Source organism: Vibrio astriarenae, from assembly GCF_010587385.1.
Classification (GTDB): domain Bacteria; phylum Pseudomonadota; class Gammaproteobacteria; order Enterobacterales; family Vibrionaceae; genus Vibrio; species Vibrio astriarenae.
Genome location: NZ_CP047476.1, coordinates 985,662 through 1,008,486 on the forward strand (window position 1 = coordinate 985,662; position 22,825 = coordinate 1,008,486).

General features: G+C 46.4%; 18 protein-coding genes. 11 read left to right on the plus strand and 7 right to left on the minus strand.

What is annotated here, in order from left to right; genetic code table 11:
• The 6 genes from GT360_RS18750 to GT360_RS18775 are packed head-to-tail and all read left to right on the plus strand — an operon-like array spanning position 1 to position 6,156.
• Positions 1-624 (plus strand): V-type ATP synthase subunit D, encoded by a 624-nt coding sequence (locus GT360_RS18750; RefSeq protein WP_164650476.1) that lies wholly within the window; start codon positions 1-3, stop codon positions 622-624.
• Positions 621-2,426 (plus strand): V-type ATP synthase subunit I, encoded by a 1,806-nt coding sequence (locus tag GT360_RS18755; protein WP_164650477.1) that lies wholly within the window; start codon positions 621-623, stop codon positions 2,424-2,426. Before GT360_RS18750 ends, GT360_RS18755 begins: the two co-directional genes overlap by 4 nt.
• A 3-nt stretch (positions 2,427-2,429) precedes the next feature.
• Complete coding sequence (locus GT360_RS18760) at positions 2,430-2,879, plus strand: ATP synthase subunit C (RefSeq protein ID WP_164650478.1); 450 nt, start codon at positions 2,430-2,432, stop codon at positions 2,877-2,879.
• A gap of 10 nt (positions 2,880-2,889) precedes the next feature.
• Positions 2,890-3,570, plus strand: a complete 681-nt coding sequence (locus tag GT360_RS18765; RefSeq protein WP_164650479.1) for a hypothetical protein — start codon at positions 2,890-2,892, stop codon at positions 3,568-3,570.
• Between the two features lie 48 nt (positions 3,571-3,618).
• Entirely contained in the window at positions 3,619-4,299 is a 681-nt protein-coding gene (locus GT360_RS18770; RefSeq protein WP_164650480.1) for a DUF2764 family protein, read from the plus strand.
• Between the two features lie 21 nt (positions 4,300-4,320).
• Positions 4,321-6,156 (plus strand): V-type ATP synthase subunit A, encoded by a 1,836-nt coding sequence (locus GT360_RS18775; protein WP_164650481.1) that lies wholly within the window; start codon positions 4,321-4,323, stop codon positions 6,154-6,156.
• 103 nt (positions 6,157-6,259) lie between these two features.
• Here GT360_RS18775 and GT360_RS18780 read toward each other — a convergent pair whose 3' ends face one another.
• From GT360_RS18780 to GT360_RS18795, 4 genes are all read right to left on the minus strand, one after another.
• Positions 6,260-6,589 carry a GNAT family N-acetyltransferase gene (locus GT360_RS18780; RefSeq protein WP_239502647.1) on the minus strand — a complete coding sequence of 110 codons (330 nt, stop codon included), beginning with the start codon at positions 6,587-6,589 and terminating at the stop codon, positions 6,260-6,262.
• Positions 6,590-6,970: 381 nt separating this feature from the next.
• The gene (locus tag GT360_RS18785; protein WP_164650482.1) at positions 6,971-8,767 is read right to left on the minus strand and encodes a DUF1501 domain-containing protein; all 1,797 of its coding nucleotides are present in this window, start codon (positions 8,765-8,767) and stop codon (positions 6,971-6,973) included.
• Between the two features lie 4 nt (positions 8,768-8,771).
• Positions 8,772-10,286 (minus strand): DUF1800 family protein, encoded by a 1,515-nt coding sequence (locus GT360_RS18790; protein ID WP_164650483.1) that lies wholly within the window; start codon positions 10,284-10,286, stop codon positions 8,772-8,774.
• Between the two features lie 357 nt (positions 10,287-10,643).
• Positions 10,644-11,534 (minus strand): LysR family transcriptional regulator, encoded by an 891-nt coding sequence (locus tag GT360_RS18795; protein WP_164650484.1) that lies wholly within the window; start codon positions 11,532-11,534, stop codon positions 10,644-10,646.
• A gap of 139 nt (positions 11,535-11,673) precedes the next feature.
• Between GT360_RS18795 and GT360_RS18800 the strand changes: the two genes are divergently transcribed.
• Positions 11,674-12,990, plus strand: a complete 1,317-nt coding sequence (locus tag GT360_RS18800) for a serine hydrolase domain-containing protein (RefSeq protein ID WP_164650485.1) — start codon at positions 11,674-11,676, stop codon at positions 12,988-12,990.
• A gap of 222 nt (positions 12,991-13,212) precedes the next feature.
• Here GT360_RS18800 and GT360_RS18805 read toward each other — a convergent pair whose 3' ends face one another.
• Entirely contained in the window at positions 13,213-14,100 is an 888-nt protein-coding gene (locus GT360_RS18805) for a LysR family transcriptional regulator (RefSeq protein WP_164650486.1), read from the minus strand.
• A gap of 136 nt (positions 14,101-14,236) precedes the next feature.
• Here GT360_RS18805 and GT360_RS18810 point away from each other — a divergent pair, with 136 nt between their 5' ends.
• Positions 14,237-15,724, plus strand: coding sequence for an amidohydrolase family protein (locus tag GT360_RS18810; RefSeq protein WP_164650487.1), 1,488 nt, complete (start codon positions 14,237-14,239; stop codon positions 15,722-15,724).
• Positions 15,725-15,868: 144 nt separating this feature from the next.
• Here the strand turns inward: GT360_RS18810 and GT360_RS18815 are convergent, their stop codons facing one another.
• Positions 15,869-17,326 (minus strand): amidohydrolase family protein, encoded by a 1,458-nt coding sequence (locus GT360_RS18815; protein WP_164650488.1) that lies wholly within the window; start codon positions 17,324-17,326, stop codon positions 15,869-15,871.
• Between GT360_RS18815 and GT360_RS18820 the strand changes: the two genes are divergently transcribed.
• Entirely contained in the window at positions 17,307-18,146 is an 840-nt protein-coding gene (locus GT360_RS18820) for a serine hydrolase domain-containing protein (RefSeq protein WP_164650489.1), read from the plus strand. The two genes, GT360_RS18815 and GT360_RS18820, sit on opposite strands and share 20 nt — an antisense overlap.
• 265 nt (positions 18,147-18,411) lie before the next feature.
• On the opposite strand, the gene GT360_RS18825 is transcribed toward GT360_RS18820, so the two are convergent.
• Complete coding sequence (locus GT360_RS18825) at positions 18,412-19,371, minus strand: LysR family transcriptional regulator (protein WP_164650490.1); 960 nt, start codon at positions 19,369-19,371, stop codon at positions 18,412-18,414.
• A 114-nt stretch (positions 19,372-19,485) separates the two neighbouring features.
• Between GT360_RS18825 and GT360_RS18830 the strand changes: the two genes are divergently transcribed.
• Together GT360_RS18830 and GT360_RS18835 are read left to right on the plus strand one after the other, a co-directional pair.
• Positions 19,486-21,216, plus strand: coding sequence for an amidohydrolase (locus GT360_RS18830; protein WP_164650491.1), 1,731 nt, complete (start codon positions 19,486-19,488; stop codon positions 21,214-21,216).
• Between the two features lie 612 nt (positions 21,217-21,828).
• Entirely contained in the window at positions 21,829-22,746 is a 918-nt protein-coding gene (locus GT360_RS18835) for a LysR family transcriptional regulator (RefSeq protein WP_164650492.1), read from the plus strand.
• Positions 22,747-22,825: the final 79 nt, after the last annotated feature.

Consider the following 22,825-nt stretch of genomic DNA (forward strand, 5'->3'; position numbering starts at 1 on the left):
ATGTCCCAGGTAGCCTTGAACAAAAGCGCGTTAAACCAAGAAAAACGCAGCTTAAAGACATACAACCGCTACCTACCTGCGTTAGAGCTAAAGCGTCAACAATTGATGATTGAGCGTAAAAAAGCCGAGCAAGCATTGAGAGACGCAGAGCAGCGAGTCGCTGAGCTGCGCAGTATCGTCAAAGAAGCGATACCTATGCTGGCTTGCAAAGAGATTAGCGTGAACAACTTGATCAAAGTTCATAACGTTACACTCGATACGCAAAACATCGTTGGCTGTAAAGTGCCGGTGATCAAAGACATTGACTTTGAACTCACCCCTTACAGCTACTTAGCTCGCCCCCATTGGGTTGATAGTGTTGTGCGTCAATTGAAAGAGATGGTCCGCCTGCGTGTCGAACTGTCTGTTTTTCAAAAACGCTATGAGCTGATCAGTCATGCCACTCGCGTCACCAGTCAACGAGTGAATCTTTTCTCTAAGGTACTTATTCCACAGACAAAAGAGAACATTCGTCGTATCGGCATCTACTTGTCCGATCAAGACCGAGCCGCGGTAATGAATGCAAAACTGTCCAAGCAAAAAGTGTTAGCACAACAAGCCAAACAGCAGGGAGGTCAAGCATGAGTATTAAATCACTAAAACGACTAACGCTTGGTGGCCAAGCCTCACGTCGTGAAGACATCCTCATTGCTTTGCAAGCGCTTGGTTGTATGCACCTGATTCCATTAAGTGAAGACAATGCCAAAGTCAATCGTGCGATTGCTATGCAGCAGCCAACTGAGGCAAGTGAGGCACTCGCGTGGCTCAGTCGCCTCGAACGCCGTCGCCGTCCGGTCAAAGATAAAAGCTTGATCGATGTCGATGAGTTGGTGGCAGAGATCCTCGAGAACAAGCAGCGCATCCGCCAGCAACAAGATAAACGCGACCTACTCAAACAGCGTTTGCAACTGTTGCGTCCGTGGGGTGAGTTTGACTTGCCTGAGCTTGCTAGCATCCAAGGTCTGCGCTTTTGGTTTTATGTATTGCCACTGAAAAAGTCGGCAGCCCTGTCCAGCCTAGAGGTTCCTTGGCAGGAGATCTATCGCGACCAGAAAAATGCTTACATTATCGTGGTATCAGAAAACGAACCCGATAGCGGCATTCTACCGGTTGAGCGCTCACGTGTTGGGCAAGATAGCTTATCCAAAGTTGAAGAGCATATCGAGATTGCCGAGCAGCACCTTGAAGACTTGTACGCCGAACGTGAAGCCTTGACTCGTTGGATTTATCCATTAAGTCAATCGCTTGCCGCAAGCCAGGATCATGCTGAGCTGTTGCTGGCATCATCTGGTGTTCAAGATGAAGGGGAGTTCTTCCTCGTCCAAGGTTGGATGCCTGCCGATGCCGAAGAGGCGATTCTAGAGCTCAGCGAGGCCTTTGGCACCGCCGTGCTACTGGAAGAGCCGCAGGCTGACGACCAGCCGCCAACCTTGCTCGAAAACTCGGATCTGACCGGTGGTGGTGCAGAGGCGATGGGCTTCTTCCAAACCCCAAACTATCGTGCTTGGGACCCGGGTAATCTGGTGTTTTATTCATTCTCATTGTTCTTTGCCATGATTATGAATGACGCCATGTACTCGGCCATCTTTGGTGTGATTGTTCTGTTGTTTAGAGACAAGTTTGAGCAAAGCATCGAAGGACAGCGACTTAAGAACCTTGGCCTGTTTATGTCAGGACTTGGGGTGGCTTGGGGCATCTTAGCCGGTAGTTACTTTGGTGTAACACCGAGCGAGGGCAGCCTATTAGGCTCGCTGAACATCATCGATATGAACGATTATTCGGCGATGATGAAGCTGTCTGTGTTTATTGGTGTCATGCACCTGATCATCGCCAACGTGATGACTGCTTACATCAACCGTACTCAAACTCGCGCGCTGGCACCACTTGGCTGGGCCGCGTTAATGTTTGGCGGCATGGTGTATTGGTTTGCCGAAACCGGTACGGTTTGGCAAGGCCTTGGCAAGTTTGTCGGCGTTGTCTGTGCGATTGGTGGTGCGGGCCTTGTCTGCGTCTTTAGCAGCAACCGTCCTATCGACACGCCGAAAGGTCTGGCGCTGCGCATACTCGATGGTGCTAAAGCTATCTATAACATCACTGGTGCGTTCGGTGACATTCTCAGCTACATGCGTCTATTCGCACTGGGTCTGTCGGGTGCGTCATTGGCGATGACATTTAACTCACTTGCAGGTCAAGCTATTGAAGCTAAACCCGTTTCCGGCGTGTTGTTCGCTGGCTTGATTCTGCTTCTCGGCCATGTCCTTAACTTCGCACTCTGTATTATGAGTGGCGTGGTTCACGGCATGCGTCTCAATGTAATTGAATTTGTAAATTGGGGTCTATCCGACGAAGGATACCCATTCAAAGCGTTTCGTAAGAAAGAGGATTAAAAAATGGAACATTTCGTTATTGCACTAGGTTGGTTAGGCGCATTCGCTCCAGTAGCGCTTGGCGCAATTGGCTCAGCAATTGGTTGTTCAGTTGCAGGACAATCGGCGTGTGGCGCAATGCTGGATGTTGAGTCTGGCTACGGTAAATACATCGGTCTATCGGCGATGCCTTCTTCTCAGGTTATCTACGGCATCGTGATCATGTTTACCCTTTCGGGTATCGGTGTGACTGACGCAACTGCGGGTGGTCTGTTTGGTATCGGTCTGATGACAGGTCTTGCGCTACTTTTCTCGGCTATCTATCAAGGTCAAGCGGTATCCGCGGCGATCAATGCATCGAAGAACAAGCCAGAAGTATTTGGTCTATCAATCGCACCAGCGGCTATCGTTGAAGGCTTCTCTGTATTTGCTTTCGTTTTCGCTTTGGTAATGGGCGGCAACATCGCCGCTTAAGGAACGGATAATGACTACAGAAACTCAACACACTCCGGTATCTGCTGGCATTAAGCAGCTGGTAGAGACATTACGTCAAGAGGGCGTAGAGGCTGGCCAGTTGGCAGCCGATAATATTCTTGCCGAGGCGCGCAAAGAATCCGCTGCGATCATTTCTGAGGCAGAGGCAAAAGCTGAGCTTATCCTCGCGGACGCGAAAAGAGAAGCTGACTTTGTCACTTCAGCGGGTAAGCAAGCGTTTGAAATGGCTAATCGCAATGCCATCTTAGAGCTAAAAAGCTTCCTGCAAGATGAGTTTGCTCAGCAGATCCAGGCTACAGTCGGCACTCAACTGACTGACCAAGCCTTGCTTAAACAGATGATCTTGGAAATCGCTGGTCGCAACGACATTAGTCGCGATGAAGCGCTAGAAGTCATCCTGCCAACCAAGGTTGTGGGTCTGAGCGATCTGCAAAACAACCCTGAAGAGCTCAAGGAAGGTACCTTGATGCACTTTGCGGTTGCGCAAGCGGCAGAAATGCTCCGTGATGGCGTCACGTTTAATGTCAATGACGACAACGACAATGCTGTTGTATTCCGTCTTAAAGACAAAGACATTGAGGTTGCGCTTTCAGATGAGACCGTGACCAAGATGATGCTAAACCACCTTCAGCCTCGCTTCCGTGCGTTGCTAGAAGGGATTGTTAAATAAGCGCTGAAAGGCAGGCTTGCCCTGCCTTTTCTTCCACAAGGAGCGAATATGGCCGAAAAAGCTTACCACAGCCTTTTGACGTCGCTGCCGCATATCGACTCTCTGTTTGACAGTCAGGTAACGCCTATTTCACGTTATCAGCTTGAGCGCCGTCTAAGCAGTTTGTCATTCACAGAGCGAAAGCTGCTAAGTAAAATTGAGCGCTTGATGCACTGGGATTCAGCCAAAGACGATACCAGTGACGCCGAGCTGATCAAGTTTGCCACCCGCACCCGAGAACAAGTCAACAGCAAAGTCCTTACAGAGCTAATTGACTGGCGACTCGACATGCGCACGGTTGTTGCGGCATTGCGCCACAAACGTGCGGGCGCTGGCGCACCGTCAAAGCCACGCTGGAGCTTCGGTACGCGTTACGAGTTTATTCGTCGTAACTGGAACGTGCCGTACTTCAATTTGCAATTTACCTTTCCTTGGCTGCCCGATGTGGCCAGGTATATGGAAGCCGACCAGAGCTTTGAGCTTGAACAAGAGCTGCTCAAGGCGGTATGGCATGAGCTTGATCGTGTTGAAACCACACAACGCTTCAGTTTTGAAGCCGTCGTGATCTATGTGCTGCGTTGGAATCTTGTCTCTCGCTGGACGACATACAATAACGAGCTTGCTATCGAGCGCTTTGATCAGCTCGTAGAGAATGCACTGGGCGAGTTCGCCCATGATCTGCCTAATTAAGAAAACAAAACAGGTTGTTCAATGAGCACTGAAACTACTAACACTACACCGACTGCCCACGTAACCGCAGTCATTGGTGACACCCTAAAAATCCGTCTGAACCCAGAAACCAAGGGCGCCCTTATCAAGAATGAGGTGGTCTATGTTATTCCTAGCCGCAAGCAAACCGAGGGTGCCGATGAGCAGCTGATGGCCGAAGTGCTGCGCGTGAATGGCGATAGCGCTGACATCCAAGTTTATGAAGATACCCGTGGTGTCGCAGTTGGCGATGACATTATTCAAACCGGCGAGATGCTGACGGTTGATTTGGGCCCGGGCATCTTGTCGCAAATCTATGATGGCCTGCAACAACCTCTAGAGCGCCTAGCGCAAATCCACGGCAAATTCCTAAAACGCGGCATGCACGTTGATGCGCTTGATAAGGCCGAGACTTGGGCATTTACTGCTAAAGTACGTCAGGGTGAAAAGCTACTGGCAGGACAATCGCTAGGTAGCGTGCAAGAAGGCCGCTTTACTCACCAGATTATGGTGCCTTTCCACATCAAAGGCGAAGTGGAAGTGACTTGGATTCAAGAGGGTAACTTTACCGTTGATACCGTCATCGCCCACATTGTTGATGCAAAAGGTAAAGAGCACAAGCTGACCATGGTGCAAAAATGGCCAGTGCGTCAGTCGATTGCCAACACCTTGTCAGTCAAAGGCAACACCACACGCCAGTTCCCTTCTGAGCCATTGGTGACCACCACTCGTACCATCGATACCTTCTTCCCGATTGCGCGCGGCGGTACGGGCTGTGTTCCTGGTCCTTTCGGCTCAGGAAAAACCGTTCTGCAACACGGTATCTCACGTTATTGTGATGCCGACATCGTTATCGTGGTTGCCTGTGGTGAGCGCGCTGGTGAGGTAGTAGAAACCATCGAAGAGTTCCCTCACCTACCCGACCCTAAGCATGGTGGCACCCTGATTGATCGCACTGTGATCATCTGTAACACCTCATCCATGCCAGTTGCAGCGCGTGAAGCGTCTATCTACACCGGCCTCACCCTTGGTGAATACTACCGTCAGATGGGCTTTAACGTACTGGTGCTGGCTGACTCGACTTCGCGCTGGGCACAGGCGATGCGTGAAACCTCTAACCGCCTTGAGGAGATCCCAGGTGAAGAGGGCTTCCCAGCCTACCTAGACTCGTCAATCAAGGGCGTTTATGAGCGCTGTGGCGTGATCAACAACGAAGATGGCGTGAAAGGCTCACTGACTATGATTGGTTCGGTGTCACCAGCCGGTGGTAACTTCGAAGAGCCTGTGACTCAGTCTACCCTAAGTACGGTGAAAACCTTCTTGGGTCTGTCGTATGAGCGTGCGTACAAGCGCTTCTACCCGGCCATCGATCCATTGATCTCATGGTCTCGCTACCTTGATCAACTCGAGCCTTGGTATGCGGAAAACATCGGTCCACACTGGGTTCCGACCATCAAAGAGATGAAGCAGCTGCTCGTGACTGGCGATAGCATCAGTAAAATGATGCAGGTGACTGGTGAAGAAGGTATTTCACTCGATGACTACGTGACCTATCAAAAAGCCCTACTGGTGGATATGGTCTACCTGCAACAGAATGCCTTCGATGACGTCGATGCATCGTGTAGCTTCGAGCGCCAGCAGTTCATCTTCAATAAAGTGGTTAACATTGCGCGTAACACTTATGACTTTGAAGATAAAGCAGATGCTCGTAAGTTCTTTACCGCGATGACACGTTATTTCCGTAACTTCCACTTTGCGACGGAAAACTCGGCTGAGTACCATGATTACATTGAACGTATTGACCACTTGTTAGAAGAGACAATGGCAGCTTCACACTAATCATTGTATTAGTACGTCGTAAATGCTAATAAAAGGAATCTACTTAAAGTAGATTCCTTTTTAACATTTGCTTTAACTACAATTAGATTCAGTTGGCAACATATTACTCATTTAGCCTTAATTGCCAGTAACCGACACTGCGCTTCTCACCAAACTTCAAGCCTATGTCGGAAAACTCACCCACTTTTGTAAAACCAAGTCTTTCATGAACTCGGACGCTAGGATCGTTCGGTAATGCTATCGAGCCAATGACATTACAATACTGCTCCTGTTTAAGTCGCTCCAGCAGCGAGCCATAAAGCGTAGAACCTAACCCATTTCTCAAATAATCATGTGATATATAAACCGATGACTCGACGGTATAACGATAAGCACTGCGCGCTTTCCATGTACTCGCGTATGCATACCCTACAACAGCACCTTCAATTTCCACGACCAACTACGGCAAGCCATTACTACGAATACCGTTTATTCTTTTCGCCATTTCAATCTCTGAAATAACTTCCTCTTCGAACGAAATAAAAGTTGACTCGACGTAATGGGTGTATATCTCTGATATTATTCTTGAGTCGGTTAACTCAACATCCCTGATTATCATTTATCTTCCTTATTACTCAGCTTTATAGCAACTTAGGGCACTAGCTAACACAATGATACACCTCAAATGACAGACATTTAACTACGCCTCACTAGCCATTGTACTGGTATCTTAGCAAATTGTTTTAGATAACTGATAGCTAAGAGAAGCCCTTAGGCTTCTCTTAGCATGGGATTAACGTAACCGGGTTAAGGCTGCTACGTACACTTGATTGGATTAATAGGCGAGAACAAGTTGTGGTGAATAATCACTACCTAGCTCTTTATTCGACAACTTAGTGTCACACTGACCTTTACTATAATCATTAATTTTAAGGATTAATGTCACTTCACCTTGTATACCTAACAGTAAGTCTGAGATGTCGATATCAAGCCAACTACCTACCTGCTCAGCGTAAACTCGCTTGATGTTACCTAAAGTAATAACCTTAGGCTGAGTATTCCACGTAACGCTTGTTTCAGACCAACTTCCCTGACCGAGGCTGACGCTAATATCACGCCAATCCGACGCCTTAGTCGAGTGAACACCAACAAAGTAGACTCTCAACATACTTTGTCGATGATTCGCATTAGGGAGGTTAAACTTAATCAAAGTATTTCTTTGATAATCCCCCCCTGCTTTTTTGAGGTATAAGACATCATCATGATAATTGTCATTCGCATAGCTGCCACTGCGCACATAGCTACTTTCTGAAGCTAATAGTGCACCGCTACTGCCACCTTGCCCCATAAAATTAAGAGTTCGTTTTGCAAATGGCTTCTCACGATTGGGATTAAGCGCGGGGAAGACATAATCCATACCCGACGCAGACAAACCTATCCATTCGGCTAACGTTGCTGCCATTTGCTCGTGGGCTAGGGTTGGTTGGAACTTGTTAGAGCCCGAAAAGTTTGGGTAGTCCCCGTAGGCCCTTCCACCATTCACACTTTGCCCTAAAACGAACTGAACACCACCCCAGCCGTGATCGGTGCCGTTGTTGGCATTTTCTCTGACGGTGCGACCAAACTCTGACATCGTAAACGTAGTGACATTAGCTCCCAACCCACTATCATTAAGTGCTTGTTGGAAACTCCCCAACGCACTGTCTAGCTTAGCAAGTTGATTGGTGTTACTCCCTCGGTGACTATCCCAACCACCAAGACTAACAAAGAAGATTTGCCGCTCGTGGCCTAAATCATCTGCGGCCTCAATCATCTGTTTGACGACACGCAACTGGGACCCAAGAGAGTTATCAACAATGGTTTCATCAACTGGGTACTGGCTTAATATACTTTGGACATACTCTCCTTTAGTCATACCATCAATGCGCCGGATATCCACCTCCTGTTCAAACGGTGAAACAGCAGTGTCAGAATGATAATTCTCGTAGATAGCTTTCAGCTCAGGGAAGTTGGCTAATATTTCATCACCACTGATGTTATTACTCAGCCCAAGGGAGGGAGCATTGAAACCTCGCGTCCAAAGACTCCCTCCTTGCGCGATAGACTCAGGTAGTATTTTGCTTGGATCATAGAGCAGATCCATCATCATACCAGCCCAGCCATAAGTATGATTGCGCTTACCTTCAGGATCGTAACTCTTACGCCATGTAAGCTGTTGTGCATTATGGGCTGACATATTAGCAGGCGGCGCTCCTTCTCCATCGAGTAAGGGGCCAACGTTAATAATCGGTACTGCATTACCTTGTTGGATAAGGCTCGCAAGCTGTGGCATTGCTGGATTCAAGCCGAGCTCAACACCGTTGTCCGCGAGGATACTGAGTTTGATCATCTCACTGCTATCGATACCTTGGCTCGGCCGAGCATCTCTGTAGGTATCATATTGGCTACCAGACATCGGCAACAGCGCATTAAATGAGTCAGAACCACCGAATAAGAACACCCCAACGAGTGCTTTCTTTGACGATATTTGCTGCGCAAACGCTGTATGGGGTAGAGAAAAACACAAAGGTACACCCGAACTTGATACAATAGCAGCGGATGATTTAAGAAAGTTTCTACGGTTTAGTTTCATGATCTTATCCCTGAACGCGAAATTCTGATGATGTGCTTGTAAAATAAATCATTTGCCGAACGGTTTGCTTTAAATCTGCTCCATCGGAGCTATGAAAGGCAAAGATCCCCTCAAGGGCACGCCGAAGCCGAGCAGTCATCTGTCCCTTACAAAAGCGCATGGCGATTAAATCAATCAGTGCTTTCTCCCCCTCCTGTTTCGCAATGTCAAAGAAAGGATTCAAACGCACATAAATAAAGTGTTTTCTGCCAGATTTTCTTGAGTCCTCTGCTTTAATCCAGATCTGTTCATACATCCAGTTACTAACTTTAACCATATCCAGCCACTCTCCCCCATCAAGTTCCGGTGCAAGTAGCTCTCGGTCGCCCAGTGGGCCAGGTGGAATAAAATCTCGGTCATAAAAATTAAAGACAGAATTAGCACCTAGGACTTTAAGATAAGGAAAGGTTCGTTCTAAACTTAATCCACCATCGGCAATATCACGCACCGTGAAACAGTCTAGAGCACGCAGAAATGCAGTCGCATGTAAACGAGACTCTCGAACCCTAGCCCCATAATGGTCTTGTCTGTAGACCTCTTCATCGGTCAAAATCGCTTGAATGACGGCACTAAGCTCTCCCCCTGTATTACGAAAAGCAGTGGACACTCGATAGACATACTCTGAGCTCGGGTTTGACGTAACTAATTTAGTGATAAGAAACTTGGATATATTAGGTGCCGTACTTGGGTGATCGACAAGAATATCCAACAGCGCGAGCAACTCACTCTCTGCGTCAACATTAGCTGGAAAAATATGACCCAATACCACCTTTTCTGTCGTATCATGATTTATCTCGTCGACATACATCGGTGTTCGCCAGTTTATATTGTGGGTCAGTGGCGTATGCCTACGCCATCCGGTAAACAGTTTTGCTAAATTTTCCACATCATCTTCGGTGAAATTCGGCACTGGATTACCATCACCATCGAGTATTGGCTCGCCCCACATATTGAGCTTATTTAAGCCTAATGTGAAAAGTTGCATAACTTCACGAGCATAATTTTGATCAGGATCGACACCGGTCACAGCGCGAGATTTATTGCCTGCATGAGTTAAAAACTCGCCCATAAAAGGCGATATACTAACGTGATATAGTAGCTCTCGATAATTTCCGAATGCGTACTTAACCAACAGATCGTAATAGGTTGCCAGGGGTCTATCTGGTTTCTCCATTAATTCGCCAACATTAGATACAACCAAAATTTGACTAAGAGCATAAGCAACGCGCTGACGGAGTTGATCCTCTCCCCATAAAGCAAAGTCAAACCAAGTTGCATTGCGTTGCTCAGGCCACACATTGCCGTTAGTGAGCTGTTTCGCGTCCAGGTGGGGAAAATGCTCATTAGCGTCAATCGTCAGTTGATGCTGCAACCAGTTGTCAACACCTGAGTTTTGTAGTGCAACAATATCTTCCTGCCGAGGTCCAAATGTCGCACAATCCAAAAACCTTGCTGCCTGCCAATAAGTTAGTTCACTCATATAATCGAATACTCCAGATGGAATGAAGGACTTACTCAAGAATCTTCGACGCAGTGTATTTATGCATAACAGGCTATATATTAACAATAAGCACATTAATTAGCAGAACTTATTAATATCAACCTAAATATTATTTTTATCGTTAGAGCACTTGAGTAAACGGTATTAACCGAAGCAAGATAGGATTCATTTCGTCCTTTGCAAACTCTCAGTAATTTAACTTTCATAAAAGTCTACCACTAGCTAAAATATCACAACCAATATTGATATATTACTCATCTATAAATCAATTTTGGTCAGGCTGTGTAAGTGAAAAGCATTTACACTATTTTAACAACTGCAGTTTATCGTATGGCATTATATTAAAAGTTCTCGGCAACTTTCTCTTATCAGTTGTATACACTTTTTTATTGTTGGGTTGGAATCAAAAGCAAATGAGTAGAATAAAGCAAGACTAGTTCGGTAATCATGAACTAAATCGGTTATATCAACCCGTTGAATCCCCCCCTGTTGCTCATAGATTCGTGCATCTAAACTATTGATGACAGCCCAACCTCGATTAGCCAAAAGCCGCACCATAAGATCAACACTATTGACCTCGTGGCACTCGGACGAGATCTGCATGGTTTTTTCTCCGGTAACAAATACGTTGCTACTAACTAGCTGTGGGTACTCGGTAAGATCTTGAATAGACACATGCTCGCGCTTGGCGAGAGGTGAATCTGGATGAACATATACGCCATAAACACAACTGCCCATCCTAACCAACCCCATCTGCTCTGGGGGAATAAGGTTTCTCATCGTTGGCAGCATAGCAAAATGGGCCAGACCTTTTTCTAGCAACGTCGAGGCCTGGTCTCTATCTCGCTGCAACCATTTCAATGACAAATGAGGAAACACGACACTAACTCGCCGATCAATATCAGCTAACAGCTGACTGGGTACTTGGATGTCATAACACAAGGTTAACTGAGTAAGAGCAAGTTGCTGAGAGGAGAAGGCGACAGACTCAAAATCCATCGCTTGTTTTGCTAGGTGGCGTGCGCGTGGGTAGAGATGATTAGCAAGCGGGGTCGGGTGGGCTTTTTTGCCTTGGATTGTAAATAGAGCCTCACCGAGTATATCCTCTAGTGCCAACACATGCTCTCTGACTGTTGTGCGATCTTTGCCTATCAGTCGCGAGCCTGCGCTATAGCTGCCTTGTTCGTATACCGCACGAAAGCAATTAACTTGCTCAAATGTGATCATTATCTACCCCTAGCTTAATTTGAACGTTTATCCCCATCATTATGCGATAGATATGAAAAATAAACCAACCTAAACTGCGTGCTAGTCCGACGTCTTAATCCACTTTGGTCAGACCTCCTAATCCAATAAAGGTTAAAATATGAAAAAAACACTAATCGGTAGCCTAATCGGCCTAAGCCTCTTCTCTGCTACAGCAGTAGCTGCCTCAGAAATCGCGGTTATGGATACCATCCCTGCAAGCCCAGAAGCTCAAGCGACCAAAGGTAAGTGGACCCAGGCACCCTACAACAACTGGACGTTTAGAAATATGGGCTTGCACCCGAGTGTCATGGTGCCGCGTGAAGGTAGTGTTGTGGCCATCCCTGAAGCGTTAGACCCTAACATTGCAGCGCTTAAATTCGACCACCAAGGTGAAACCTACACCGTACGTGATGCGATGATCGGCGACCATACAGACGGTTATATCATCGTTCAGGACGGCAAAATTCTGCACGAAGAGTACTTCGGTGATTTCACAGAAAAAGACCACCATATGTGGGCGTCGAGCACAAAATCTCTGACTGGTCAGGCTATGGGCTTACTGGTTGAGCAAGGAAAAGTCGACGTTGATGCTAAAGTTGAAACTTACATTGAAGAGCTGAAAGACACCCACTTTGGCCAGCGTACAGTGCGCGAAGTGCTGAACATGGTGACCGCGCTAAACTACTCAGAAGACTACGTAAACATGGTGCCGGGTGACTTCAGTACCGAGTATTTCCGTCGCCTTGGTTTCGTTGCTGCTTTTGACCTTGAAGCTATCGACCCAACTCAAGATGATACACCTCGTGGTCTACTGGAATTTGCGCCGTTGTTCACGCAAAACCCTGACCTAGAGCCGTCTTACAAGTACGAGTACCACTCTCCTAACGTTGATGTTATTGGTTGGATCATTAGCCGCGTTTCCGGTCAACCGCTACAGACCTTCATTGCAGAAAATATTTGGAGCAAATTGGGCGCCGAGCACGATGCGTTTATGATGGCAGATATGACCTTCGTTGCGATTGCCACTGGTGGTATGAACACCACGTTGCGTGACTTTGCTCGCGTGGGTATGGCAATGGCAAATAACGGTCAATACAATGGTCAGCAGGTATTCTCTGAGAAATGGGTTAAAGATACCTTTGCTCTCACTGATGAAGAGAAGCTGCACACAGCACGCAGTATCTACCGCATTGATGAAAACAGCCCAGTTTACGACCAGTGGTTAGAAGGCTACAAGAACTACCTATGGGTGCATGACAGTGAAAAAGGCATCGGTACCTTCCGTGGTGTATTCGGACAAAACCTGTACATCAACCAAGAGAAGAACCTAGTCATTGCAACCTTCTCTTCAACACCAAGCGCCTCGAACGCGGCTCGTGAAACGAACCGTCCACGCATGGCCGCATTTGCAGCGATTGCTGATTCAATCAAATAGTCATTAACCTTGGGTTAATAACTGTTGTCTGTTGAGCTACTTCAAAGCTCTACACACACAATTGGTTCGCCGTATTAAAGGATGGTTTTAAACCATCCTTTTTCTTTTTACCTATACCCAAGTAACCTCAAGATGCAGTTTCCGCGAGATTTGCTTTACATACAACCAAGAAAACTCGTCCTAAGGGAACCAATACTGAAGTCAAATCGGTATATTCAACCACTACAAACTAGCAAATAGACGTACAACTTCTTGTCTTATCACGGTATGTAACGCACTCTGCGCATTAATATTGCGACACAAACACGTCCATGACCGATACGCTGGTGCCGCTAGAAAATCCACATCGAGCTCAACAATCTCAGCATGATTTTCGAGCTCTTTTGCAGGAAGGAGCGCATAGCAATCCTTGTCGTTTTTTAACCAGTCGACAATCACGTCAACCGATGACATGGTTTGATAAATGGCGCTAAACAGCGTGGTCTCTGTCATATCAGTTCTGGCGAAACTCTCTAAAAACAGTTGCTTCTTTGCGCGCAGTTGCTCTAAAGGGCAAGGCTTGAGTAGACGTAACTCTGAGTGGTAGGAGCAGAAAAACGCATAGCGCAAAGCCCCCACCGTCACACCAAATAACCCCTTGGTTGGCTGTGTCTTGCCAGTGACCATATGGATAGCAAGATCCACCTCCCCCTTAGTGAGGGCATTGGTGCTTTCATCTCTATTTTTCTCAACCAGATTAACTAGAGTGCTCGGATAATTCTGCTGAATAAATAACATGAGCTTTGAGACGATTTCTTTGGGTAAAACGGGGTCGTAGCTAATGCCTATCTCTAGTTGTTCTGAGCTTTGATTGATGGAGTTGGCAAAATGATTAATTTCTTGTCGTTGGTGAATCATAGATTCAGCGTAGAGAAATAAACGCTCGGCTTCTGGTCTCAAGGTCGGAAGCCTACCCTCACGATTAAACAATGGCATATTCCACTCAATTTCTAGATAAGCAATCAACTGGTGAATGGTTGAGCGATCCTTGCTGAGGGTACGCGCAGCTGCTGCAAAAGAGCCTTGCTTGACAACGGCCACAAATGCCTCTAATTGGTCAAAGGTAAGCATTATCGACTAACTTAGTACGTTGGGATGATGCCAACATAGCAGAGATGAGCCCTTATCGCTAGCACGTTATATTCCTGCCACTACAACTACGTGGCATTGCCACACCAATAACAAGCAATATTGTTAGGAGCAATAAATGAAGATGAAACTCGTTGGCAGTGCAGTCGCAATGGCGGTACTGATGGCCGGCTGTACTAAAGCACCAGAGACATCCCCAATCAATTACGATCTCGTGATTAATCAAGGGCGCGTGATCGACCCTGAAACCAACACCGACAAAGTCATGAACATTGGTATCAAAGATGGCGTAATCGAAACACTAACGAACGATTCACTCTCCGGTGAGCGCGTTATCGACGCTGACGGTATGATTGTTGGCCCTGGTTTTATCGATCTCCATACGCACAGTGGTTTTCCGTTTGGTGCGCTTCTTCAGCTTAGAGACGGCGCAACCACCGCCCTAGAGTTAGAAGCCGGTGCTTATCCGGCGAGCGAGTATGGTAACTTCTTGCGTAACGCCCCTTATGTTAACTTTGGTGCTTCCGTCTCTCACGCACTGATCCGTGTTGGTGTGATTGAGGGTGAAACCAAGGGCTGGTTTATTGATGAAGCCGGTACACTTGTCCCTGAAGAGGGCTACGAGCAGTTAGCGACCAGTGAAGAAATCGAGCAGATGCGTAAAATCATCGTAGAAGAGCTTGAAGCGGGTGGTTTAGGTATTGGGTTCTTGCTGGACTACATGTCGCCAGCAGTTAGTGAAGAAGAGCTGCGCATGATCTTTGAGGTTGCCGCAGAACATGATGCGGTCGTTTGGGCGCATATTCGTCGTGGAGTCAATGGCGATATTCAACCACTTCTTGATGTACTGGACGTTGCCGTTGAGACGGGCGCTCCGCTACACATCTGCCATATCAATGCCAACGCAATGGGCGCTATCGGCGAGTGGATGAAAGTCATCGATGAAGCCAATGCCAATGGTGCCGATATCACCATGGAGATCTTCCCATATACTGCCGGCTCAACCTTTATTTCAGCGGATGTGTTCGATCGCGACTGGAAAACCATCTTTGATATCAGCTACGAAGATGTTCAATGGGCAGAAACAGGGGAATACTTTACCGAGGAAACTTGGTACAAGATGCGCAAAGAGCGTCCAGACGGTATGATCATCCACCATTACATGCAAGAAGATTGGCTGCGAGAGGCGATGGTTCACCCAGATATGATGATCGCAACTGATGCCATGCCTGCCATCAATGCAAACCTCAAATCGGCGCCAAACGGTGCAGGCTCTTACACACGAGTCCTCGCTCAGTATGTCCGTGACGAGGGTGTGATCAGCCTAAATGATGCATTCTACAAAGGCAGTTATCTACCCGCGAAGCGCTTAGAAGGGGTGGCACCTATCTTTGGCAAGAAAGGCCGCGTGCAAGAAGGCGCACACGCTGACTTGCTGATCTTCGATATCGATAACATCAATAGTGCAGCCAGCTACACAGACCCATTCGTCGAGGCAACCGGCTACAGCTACGTGATGATTGAAGGTGAAATCGTATTAGAGAATGATGAACTCACTCTCAATGCACCAGGACGTAATCTCCTTGGCACTACGCCTGCGGAATAAAATAAGACCTTATTCTGTCATATAGGTTAGATGCCCATATTTAGGTAAATTAACTGCCAGCCGGATATTCCGGCTGGCATTTTTATTGATGGTACTAAACCATTCTCTTAATCACGATCCTAACGCATCATTAACAGGCGATGCTTAAGGGTGAGTAGAAAGAATAAATTGTCCCGGTCTTTCTTTGGTCAGTTTATCACCATCAAGTACAACCACACCGTTAACCAAAATGTAGTCCCAACCTGTCGCCGGTGCGAACGGGTCCATATATGCCGCGTTACTCGACAAGTTATCAAGATCAAACACCAATAGGTCAGCATCGGCTCCCTCTTGAATTCGGCCCTTACGCTTAAATGCCGGAGCAGCCTCTTCAATCAATCTTGCAGGGTAGTAGCTCGACATCGCGATAGCCTGCTCAAGAGAAAGCAGTTTGGTATCTCGAACATAGTGAGTCAGTAGTCTTGTAAATGAGCCGGCACCGTTAGGGTTCGCCTTTACATTCGCATTGAGTGTTGGCATGGCATCAGAGGAAACAATCATACCCGGATAGGTCAATGCGGTTTCTAGCCACTCTTCTTTCATGTAATGGTGAATGACCATGCCGCCTGGCTCTTCGCGATGCTTCTGTTCGAAGGTCTCTTTAGTCAAAAACTCTCCTGTCGCTGCCCATTGAACATCACCATATGAGATATCGAAAATTTCTTGCCAATCACGACCAAAAACGTCCGCTGAGATAGAGGTTGAACCAGCTGTATAAGGGAAGGCTTCAACGGTCACGTTAGCGCCCTTTTCATTGGCCTCGTCGATTGCCGCGAGCCAGTTACCAATGTTGCCCATTGCGTTGGCATTAATATGGCAAAGGTGAAGCGCAGTACCGTATTTTTGTGACAGTTTTAGTACATCATTTAGGGGACCGATATCTCCATTTACACCGCGACGAATGTGGGCAAATAGTGGAACGTTGAGGTCCTTAGCAAGCTTAAACACCATATTAAGCTCTTCGTCAGAGATCGCCTCGGTCATATAGTCAAGAGGCAGGCCGATACCGATACCACCTTGGTTGATGCCATCGATAAGGTGCTGTTTAAGTTCTTCAATTTGCTCTGGTGTCGCTTGCTGTGTAAACGCTGGCCCAGCAAACGGGTGCGCACCTTGCTCTGTCACAATGTAGGATTGATCGCGGTCCTCAATGACCTTAATACGCGCGGCATAAAAACCAACCGAGGCGCCATAGTTTGCACGTGCTTTGTCACGAATGAACATACCGTAATCGGTCACAGGATAAGCGCCGGCTTCCAGATCCAATGGCGTGGTAACACCATCTCTTAGCTGTAGACTCTCACCGAAGCTAAATGGGGTGTGTGAGTGCAAGTCGATAAAACCCGGGGCAACAACCTTATCCTGAGCATCGATGACTTTCTCACCGACGAGTTTATCATTGTTCAAAGTGACAATGCTGCCATCAACAATACCGATATTCATGACCTCATTGGTACCGGAAGCCGGGTCAATCACTCGCCCTTGCTCAATCACTACATCATAGATAGTGACATCTTCGGCAGACACAGCATTCGCAGCAAATATGTACGAGATTAACCTCAATGACTCACCAGCTAAGCACCTGCCTGAGCTCAAAGGGAGCGGTTTTGAGCGTGTGACTATCCAGGATCTTCTTAACCACGCAACGGCTATCGACTTTGAAGAGAACTATGTTGATCCAAACTCAGACTTCCTAAAATACTATGGCCCAGCGATGAACATGGCCTACATTCCTGGAGGCCGTGACGCACAACCAGAATCAACTGAAATCTATGGTATCTATGACTTCCTTGGCAAGTTTATTGGCGAGAACGAAGATCTAGAGCCGGGTCATATGTTTGAGTACAATTCAGCTAACTCTGATGTTCTAGGTTGGATCATTAGCCGAGTATCAGGCCAGCCATACAACGAGTTTATTCAAGAGCACTTATGGTCAAAACTCGGGGCGGATAACGATGCTCACATGGCCGTTGACCGTGCCTTTATGCCAATTTCTACTGGTGGTATGAACACCACACTGCGTGATGCAGCACGCTTTGGCAGCATGATCCTAAACCGTGGTCACTACAACGGTCAACAGATCGTTCCAGCTGAATGGGTTGACGCTACATTAGATTTGGAAGAGAACGACTACCTTCGTACAGCACGCAACCCACGTTATGCTGACGATTGGCAAGCATATAAAAACAACTGGTGGGTATTAGACCAAGAGCAAGGTGAATACGCGGCTGTTGGTATCCATGGTCAGGTGGTTTACATCAACCGCACGACTGAGACGGTGGTAAGTTTCTTCTCTAGCCAGCCTGGCGCATCAACTGTGGGCAATGACCACTTCTGGTCTAAGATCGCCGCTGCTCAAGCTATCGCAGCAGAGGTAAAGTAGTCCATATAACATTAGGACAAGCTTGGTTTTACTAATTCCGATGCTGATAAATCAGTGTCGGATTTAGTCTTTATATTACACCCAAGACACCAAATGGTGCAGATTTTCAAGATTTGCTTGGGTATAGCTTTTCAATTTGCGTTGACAAATCGCTCTGTGCTTGCAAACAAGTTAGACTTTTAACCCTGCATTTTAATCCACTTGTTCCGTAAAATAATAAGTCAAAGCAAGATTATGACGAGGATTTTTTACGCTCGTAACCAAGTTAGCTTGTGACTCTTACCCCCCCCCACTTTGCGTTCAAATCTGGAGTATCACTAATTAACGCAAGTTCGTCGGTATACAGTGATTTTATACTATCAATAAGCAACCTTAATGCTGGATCAGCCGTATGTAACTTATTACTAAACATTATGTATTCAGCGGTGTTGGTGTTAGAGATAAAATTCAACTTTAACCGAATGAACTGATCGCGCTTTGGGTGATTGTTGACCAAAGCAATCGGTAACACCGACCAGCCTGAGTCTTCTAACATCGCTAATAGCATATCGACATTACTCACCTGCTTGGGGTTACTCTTTACCTGTGAGCGGGAGAAAACCGGAGTATCGAGATAGTCTTCTAACATCAGTTGACGATACTGAGCAAGCTCATGCAGTGAGCAGGGCTGGCAACTTACCATGGGAGATTGATGACTAGTAAAAATGTCGATAGGCATCATCCCGAGATTATAAAAATCCACACCATGCATTGGCAGTGTTCCACCACTACTTAACGCTAAACCCAAGTCAGCCTCTCCATTAAGCAAACCTTGATACATTGAGAGTCGGTCGCGGTGTAACCATTGAATATCAACCAGTGGAAAGGCATCCGACACCCAACGGTCAACCCGAGCGATAAAGTGAGGCGGTAATATCGCATCATGGTAGACAGTCAATTGTTGGCTTTCTCCCTGTGACAGGCTATCTGCGCTATTTTGAAAATACTTAGCGTGATAGAGCAAGTGTTTAGCTTGCTCAAGCAGCACTTTGCCTTCTTGGGTCAAAGCGACCCCTTTTCCAACACGAGAGAATAAAGTTATGTTGAGATCCACCTCTAAGTTTCCGACTTGATGGTGCAAAGTAGAGCGGCTTTTTCCGCTTACACGAGCTGCATCACTAAATGAGCTATTCTCTGCCACCGCTACAAAAGCAGCCACCTGATCTAGACTAAAACGTAACAACATATTTCTAATTGTCTGAGTTATTCGAACAACCCTTACGTTACATTAGCCAAAATCTTTATACAATCCTTGCGTGCCACAAATGTGGACGTGAATTATTCTAAAAAGGTTTGAATTATGAAAAGAACATTCTTAGCAAGCTTGATTGCTGCGACAGCAATGTCTGCATACGCAGACGCTGACGCGATTTACTTTGGTGGCGACATCCTAACCATGGATGACGCTATGCCTAAAGTTGAAGCAGTCGCTGTCAAAGAAGGCAAGATCGTTGCAGTCGGTAAAAAAGATGCAATCAAGGCCGAGCATAAAGATGCAAACACTGAACTAGTTGACCTTGAAGGTCGTACCCTGATGCCTAGCTTTTTTGACGCACACAGCCACTTCCAAATGTCGGGTGTGAAGCTGGCAATGGTCAACCTAGACCCTAAGCCAGCGGGTAATATTGAGAGCATTAAAGATATCCAACGTGAGATGTCTTGGGCACTTAGTAAACGCGAGAAAGACAACAAAGGCAGTAAAGACTGGGTAATTGGCTGGGGCTATGACAACGCAATGCTAGAAGAGGATCGTCACCCTACTCGTCATGACCTTGATGCGATCTCTACTGAAGTTCCTATCATCGCAATTCACTTTTCAACACATATCGTCGTTGCTAACACTTACATGCTCGACATGCTTGGCATCGACGAAAACAGTGTTGCACCTTCTGGCGGTGTGATCCAACGAGAAGCGGGCTCCATGCAGCCTAACGGCATTTTAGAAGAAGCGGCAATTAAGCCAATCCTGTTGTCGCTGACAGAAGACCTGGGTGTCGACCAGTCTCAAGACTTGCCAGAAGACTTTATGTTCGAGCTTGCTCAGAAGATGGTTCGTGACGCTCAAGACCTGTATGCCTCACAAGGCTTTACCACTGCTACTGAAATGGGTTTGAGTCCTCAAACTCAAGCGCTTTTCCAGCACATGGCTGCGACCGACCAGCTGAAAATTGACGTTGCGGGCGGCATGTTCTACTTCGCTACCGATGTCGATACAGTGGTTAATAACTACTCGCCAGACTACGATAACGGTTTCCGCTTGGCTGGTCTAAAAGCTAACCTTGATGGCGGCTCACCAGGTCGTACGGCCTTCCTTCGTGACCCTTACCATGTGCAGTTGGAAGGCGAAGAAGGTTACGTGGGCTATTCTTCAATGTCTGCCGATGATCTAGCTAAGCTTGCTAGCAGCTACCTAGAACATGACATCCCACTGTTTGTCCATGCTCTTGGTGACGGTGCGCTTGATATCGCTATTGAAGGCTTAACTGTAGCGAACAAAGCATACCCAGGTAAAGACCGTCGTACTCAGCTTATCCACCTACAGCAGGTGCAAGAAGATCAGTTTGAGACACTAAAAGATCTTGATGTTACCCTGACATATCAAATGGCGCACAGCTTCTACTTTGCTGATTTCCATGCTAAGCAAATCTATGGACCGGAGCGAACAGCTAAACTTAATCCGGTACAATCTGGTATTAATCACGGCTTCTCAACGACTATCCACCATGACTCTCCTGTCCATCCAGTGGACCAGTTCACACTAATCTGGACAGCTGTTAACCGAGTTAGCCGCAGTGGCAAGGTTTGGGGCGAAGATGAACGTATCAGTGTGATGGATGCACTAAAAGCTTCAACAATCAATGCTGCCTATCAGTTCCGTGAAGAAGACCATAAAGGCTCTCTAGAACCTGGTAAACTAGCTGATATGATCATTCTTGACCAGAACCCGTTGAAAGTCGATCCGATGGCACTCAAGGATCTTAAAGTTATGGCGACTTACAAAGAAGGTGTTGAAATTTTCCGAGCGAAATAGTTCACCCAAAACTGGGTAGACTCAAGCCTACCCAGTTATTCCATCACCACATATCAACACTGCTGATCTGTTCAAGAGATTAATTCGCCAGATATAAACTATCCGTTAGGTTTCAGTTCGATGCTACACATCAATCTCAACCTAACGGTATCGTTCAATTTTGTCAGTACTTAAATAGTGATGGGAAGTGGGTTTTTACTCGCTAGGTAACTATTTACTAGCTACGTAACAATCAGGTAGATTTGAAAATAGTTCTTGTCAGAAAAGCTAATATAGACAAGTCACATCTAAAAAAAAACCGTCCAACGCTTTTAAATTTCGGACATGCGCTGAACGGTAATAAAGGGATTGTAGAGTTATTAAACTTATAACTCAGAATATGGAAGTTGGTCGGACTAGCAACTAATACTAAGATCACCTCGTCGCTATCTGCTTACCGCAGACAAGCTATAAAGCTCAAGTGATATGACAAATTGCACAAAGCTCTTTGTTTAGTAACTCGTTGAGTGTTTCAACAACATGTTTATTTTACCTAAATAGTTTCAGCAATATACTAGTTATATTTAATTCTTCTATTTGAAAATTTTGAATAGTTAACAATCGAGAGAAATCGTGCATCACCCACTAAGCGGAATCGACATCAAATCACTCCTCATCTTGCAGCAGCTTCTACAACACAACAGTGTCAAACAAGTCGCTAAACAAATGGGGTTGCAACAAGGCACAGTCACCTACCATCTCAATAAACTGCGTGAGCATTTTAATGACCCTTTATATATTCCATCAGGTCGAGGAATCGAACCCACACCTAAAGCACTATCACTGGCCACACCACTATATGACGCCATCTCATCTTTAGAGCGAGTCATTGCTACAGAAGATTTTCAGCCAATATTCGCTAAAGGGACAATTCGTATCGCCATGCCTGGTTTGGGTGCACTCCATGTTATCCCAGAACTCGTAAATCGTTTACAAGAGACTGCACCTGGTATAGTCGTTGAAACCTCGTTATGGAATGAGAGCACTGAACAAGAGTTACTAGAGGGAAAGTTTGAACTGACTTTCAATGTAATTTCCGAACTGTCTCCCCAACTTTATGGTGTTGAGGTAGGAAAAATGCCAATGTGTGCAGTCTATGATAAACGGCACCCGCTGAACCATAGCACCGAATGGCCACAAAGTGCTTTCGACTACCCATACGTAGCGATTGCACCGCAGACACACCAACAACAATCCGTCGAGTCCCTAGCTAAGTCCTACGGAAAAACTCGCCAGATCATTGCAGGAGTTGCTAGTTATCAATTACTTGCGAAACTGCTCGAGGGCTCTAACCGTGTCAGTATAATTTCAGTAGGCTCCGCAGCATTGCTCACCAACAGTACTTTAACTTCACGACCTATCAAGGCACTACCTCCAACAACCATTCACTGTTACTGGCATCAAAGAAGCCACAATGACCCTTTGCACCGTTTTGTGCGCAATGAGCTGATTGACATATGTAGACGACAAATCAGCGACATATCCAAATGATATCAATCAACCGTTGTTGGCACTTGTTAGTAGAAAAATCACCACAAGCGATATGAGTAGCAAGCAACAACCTGTTTTC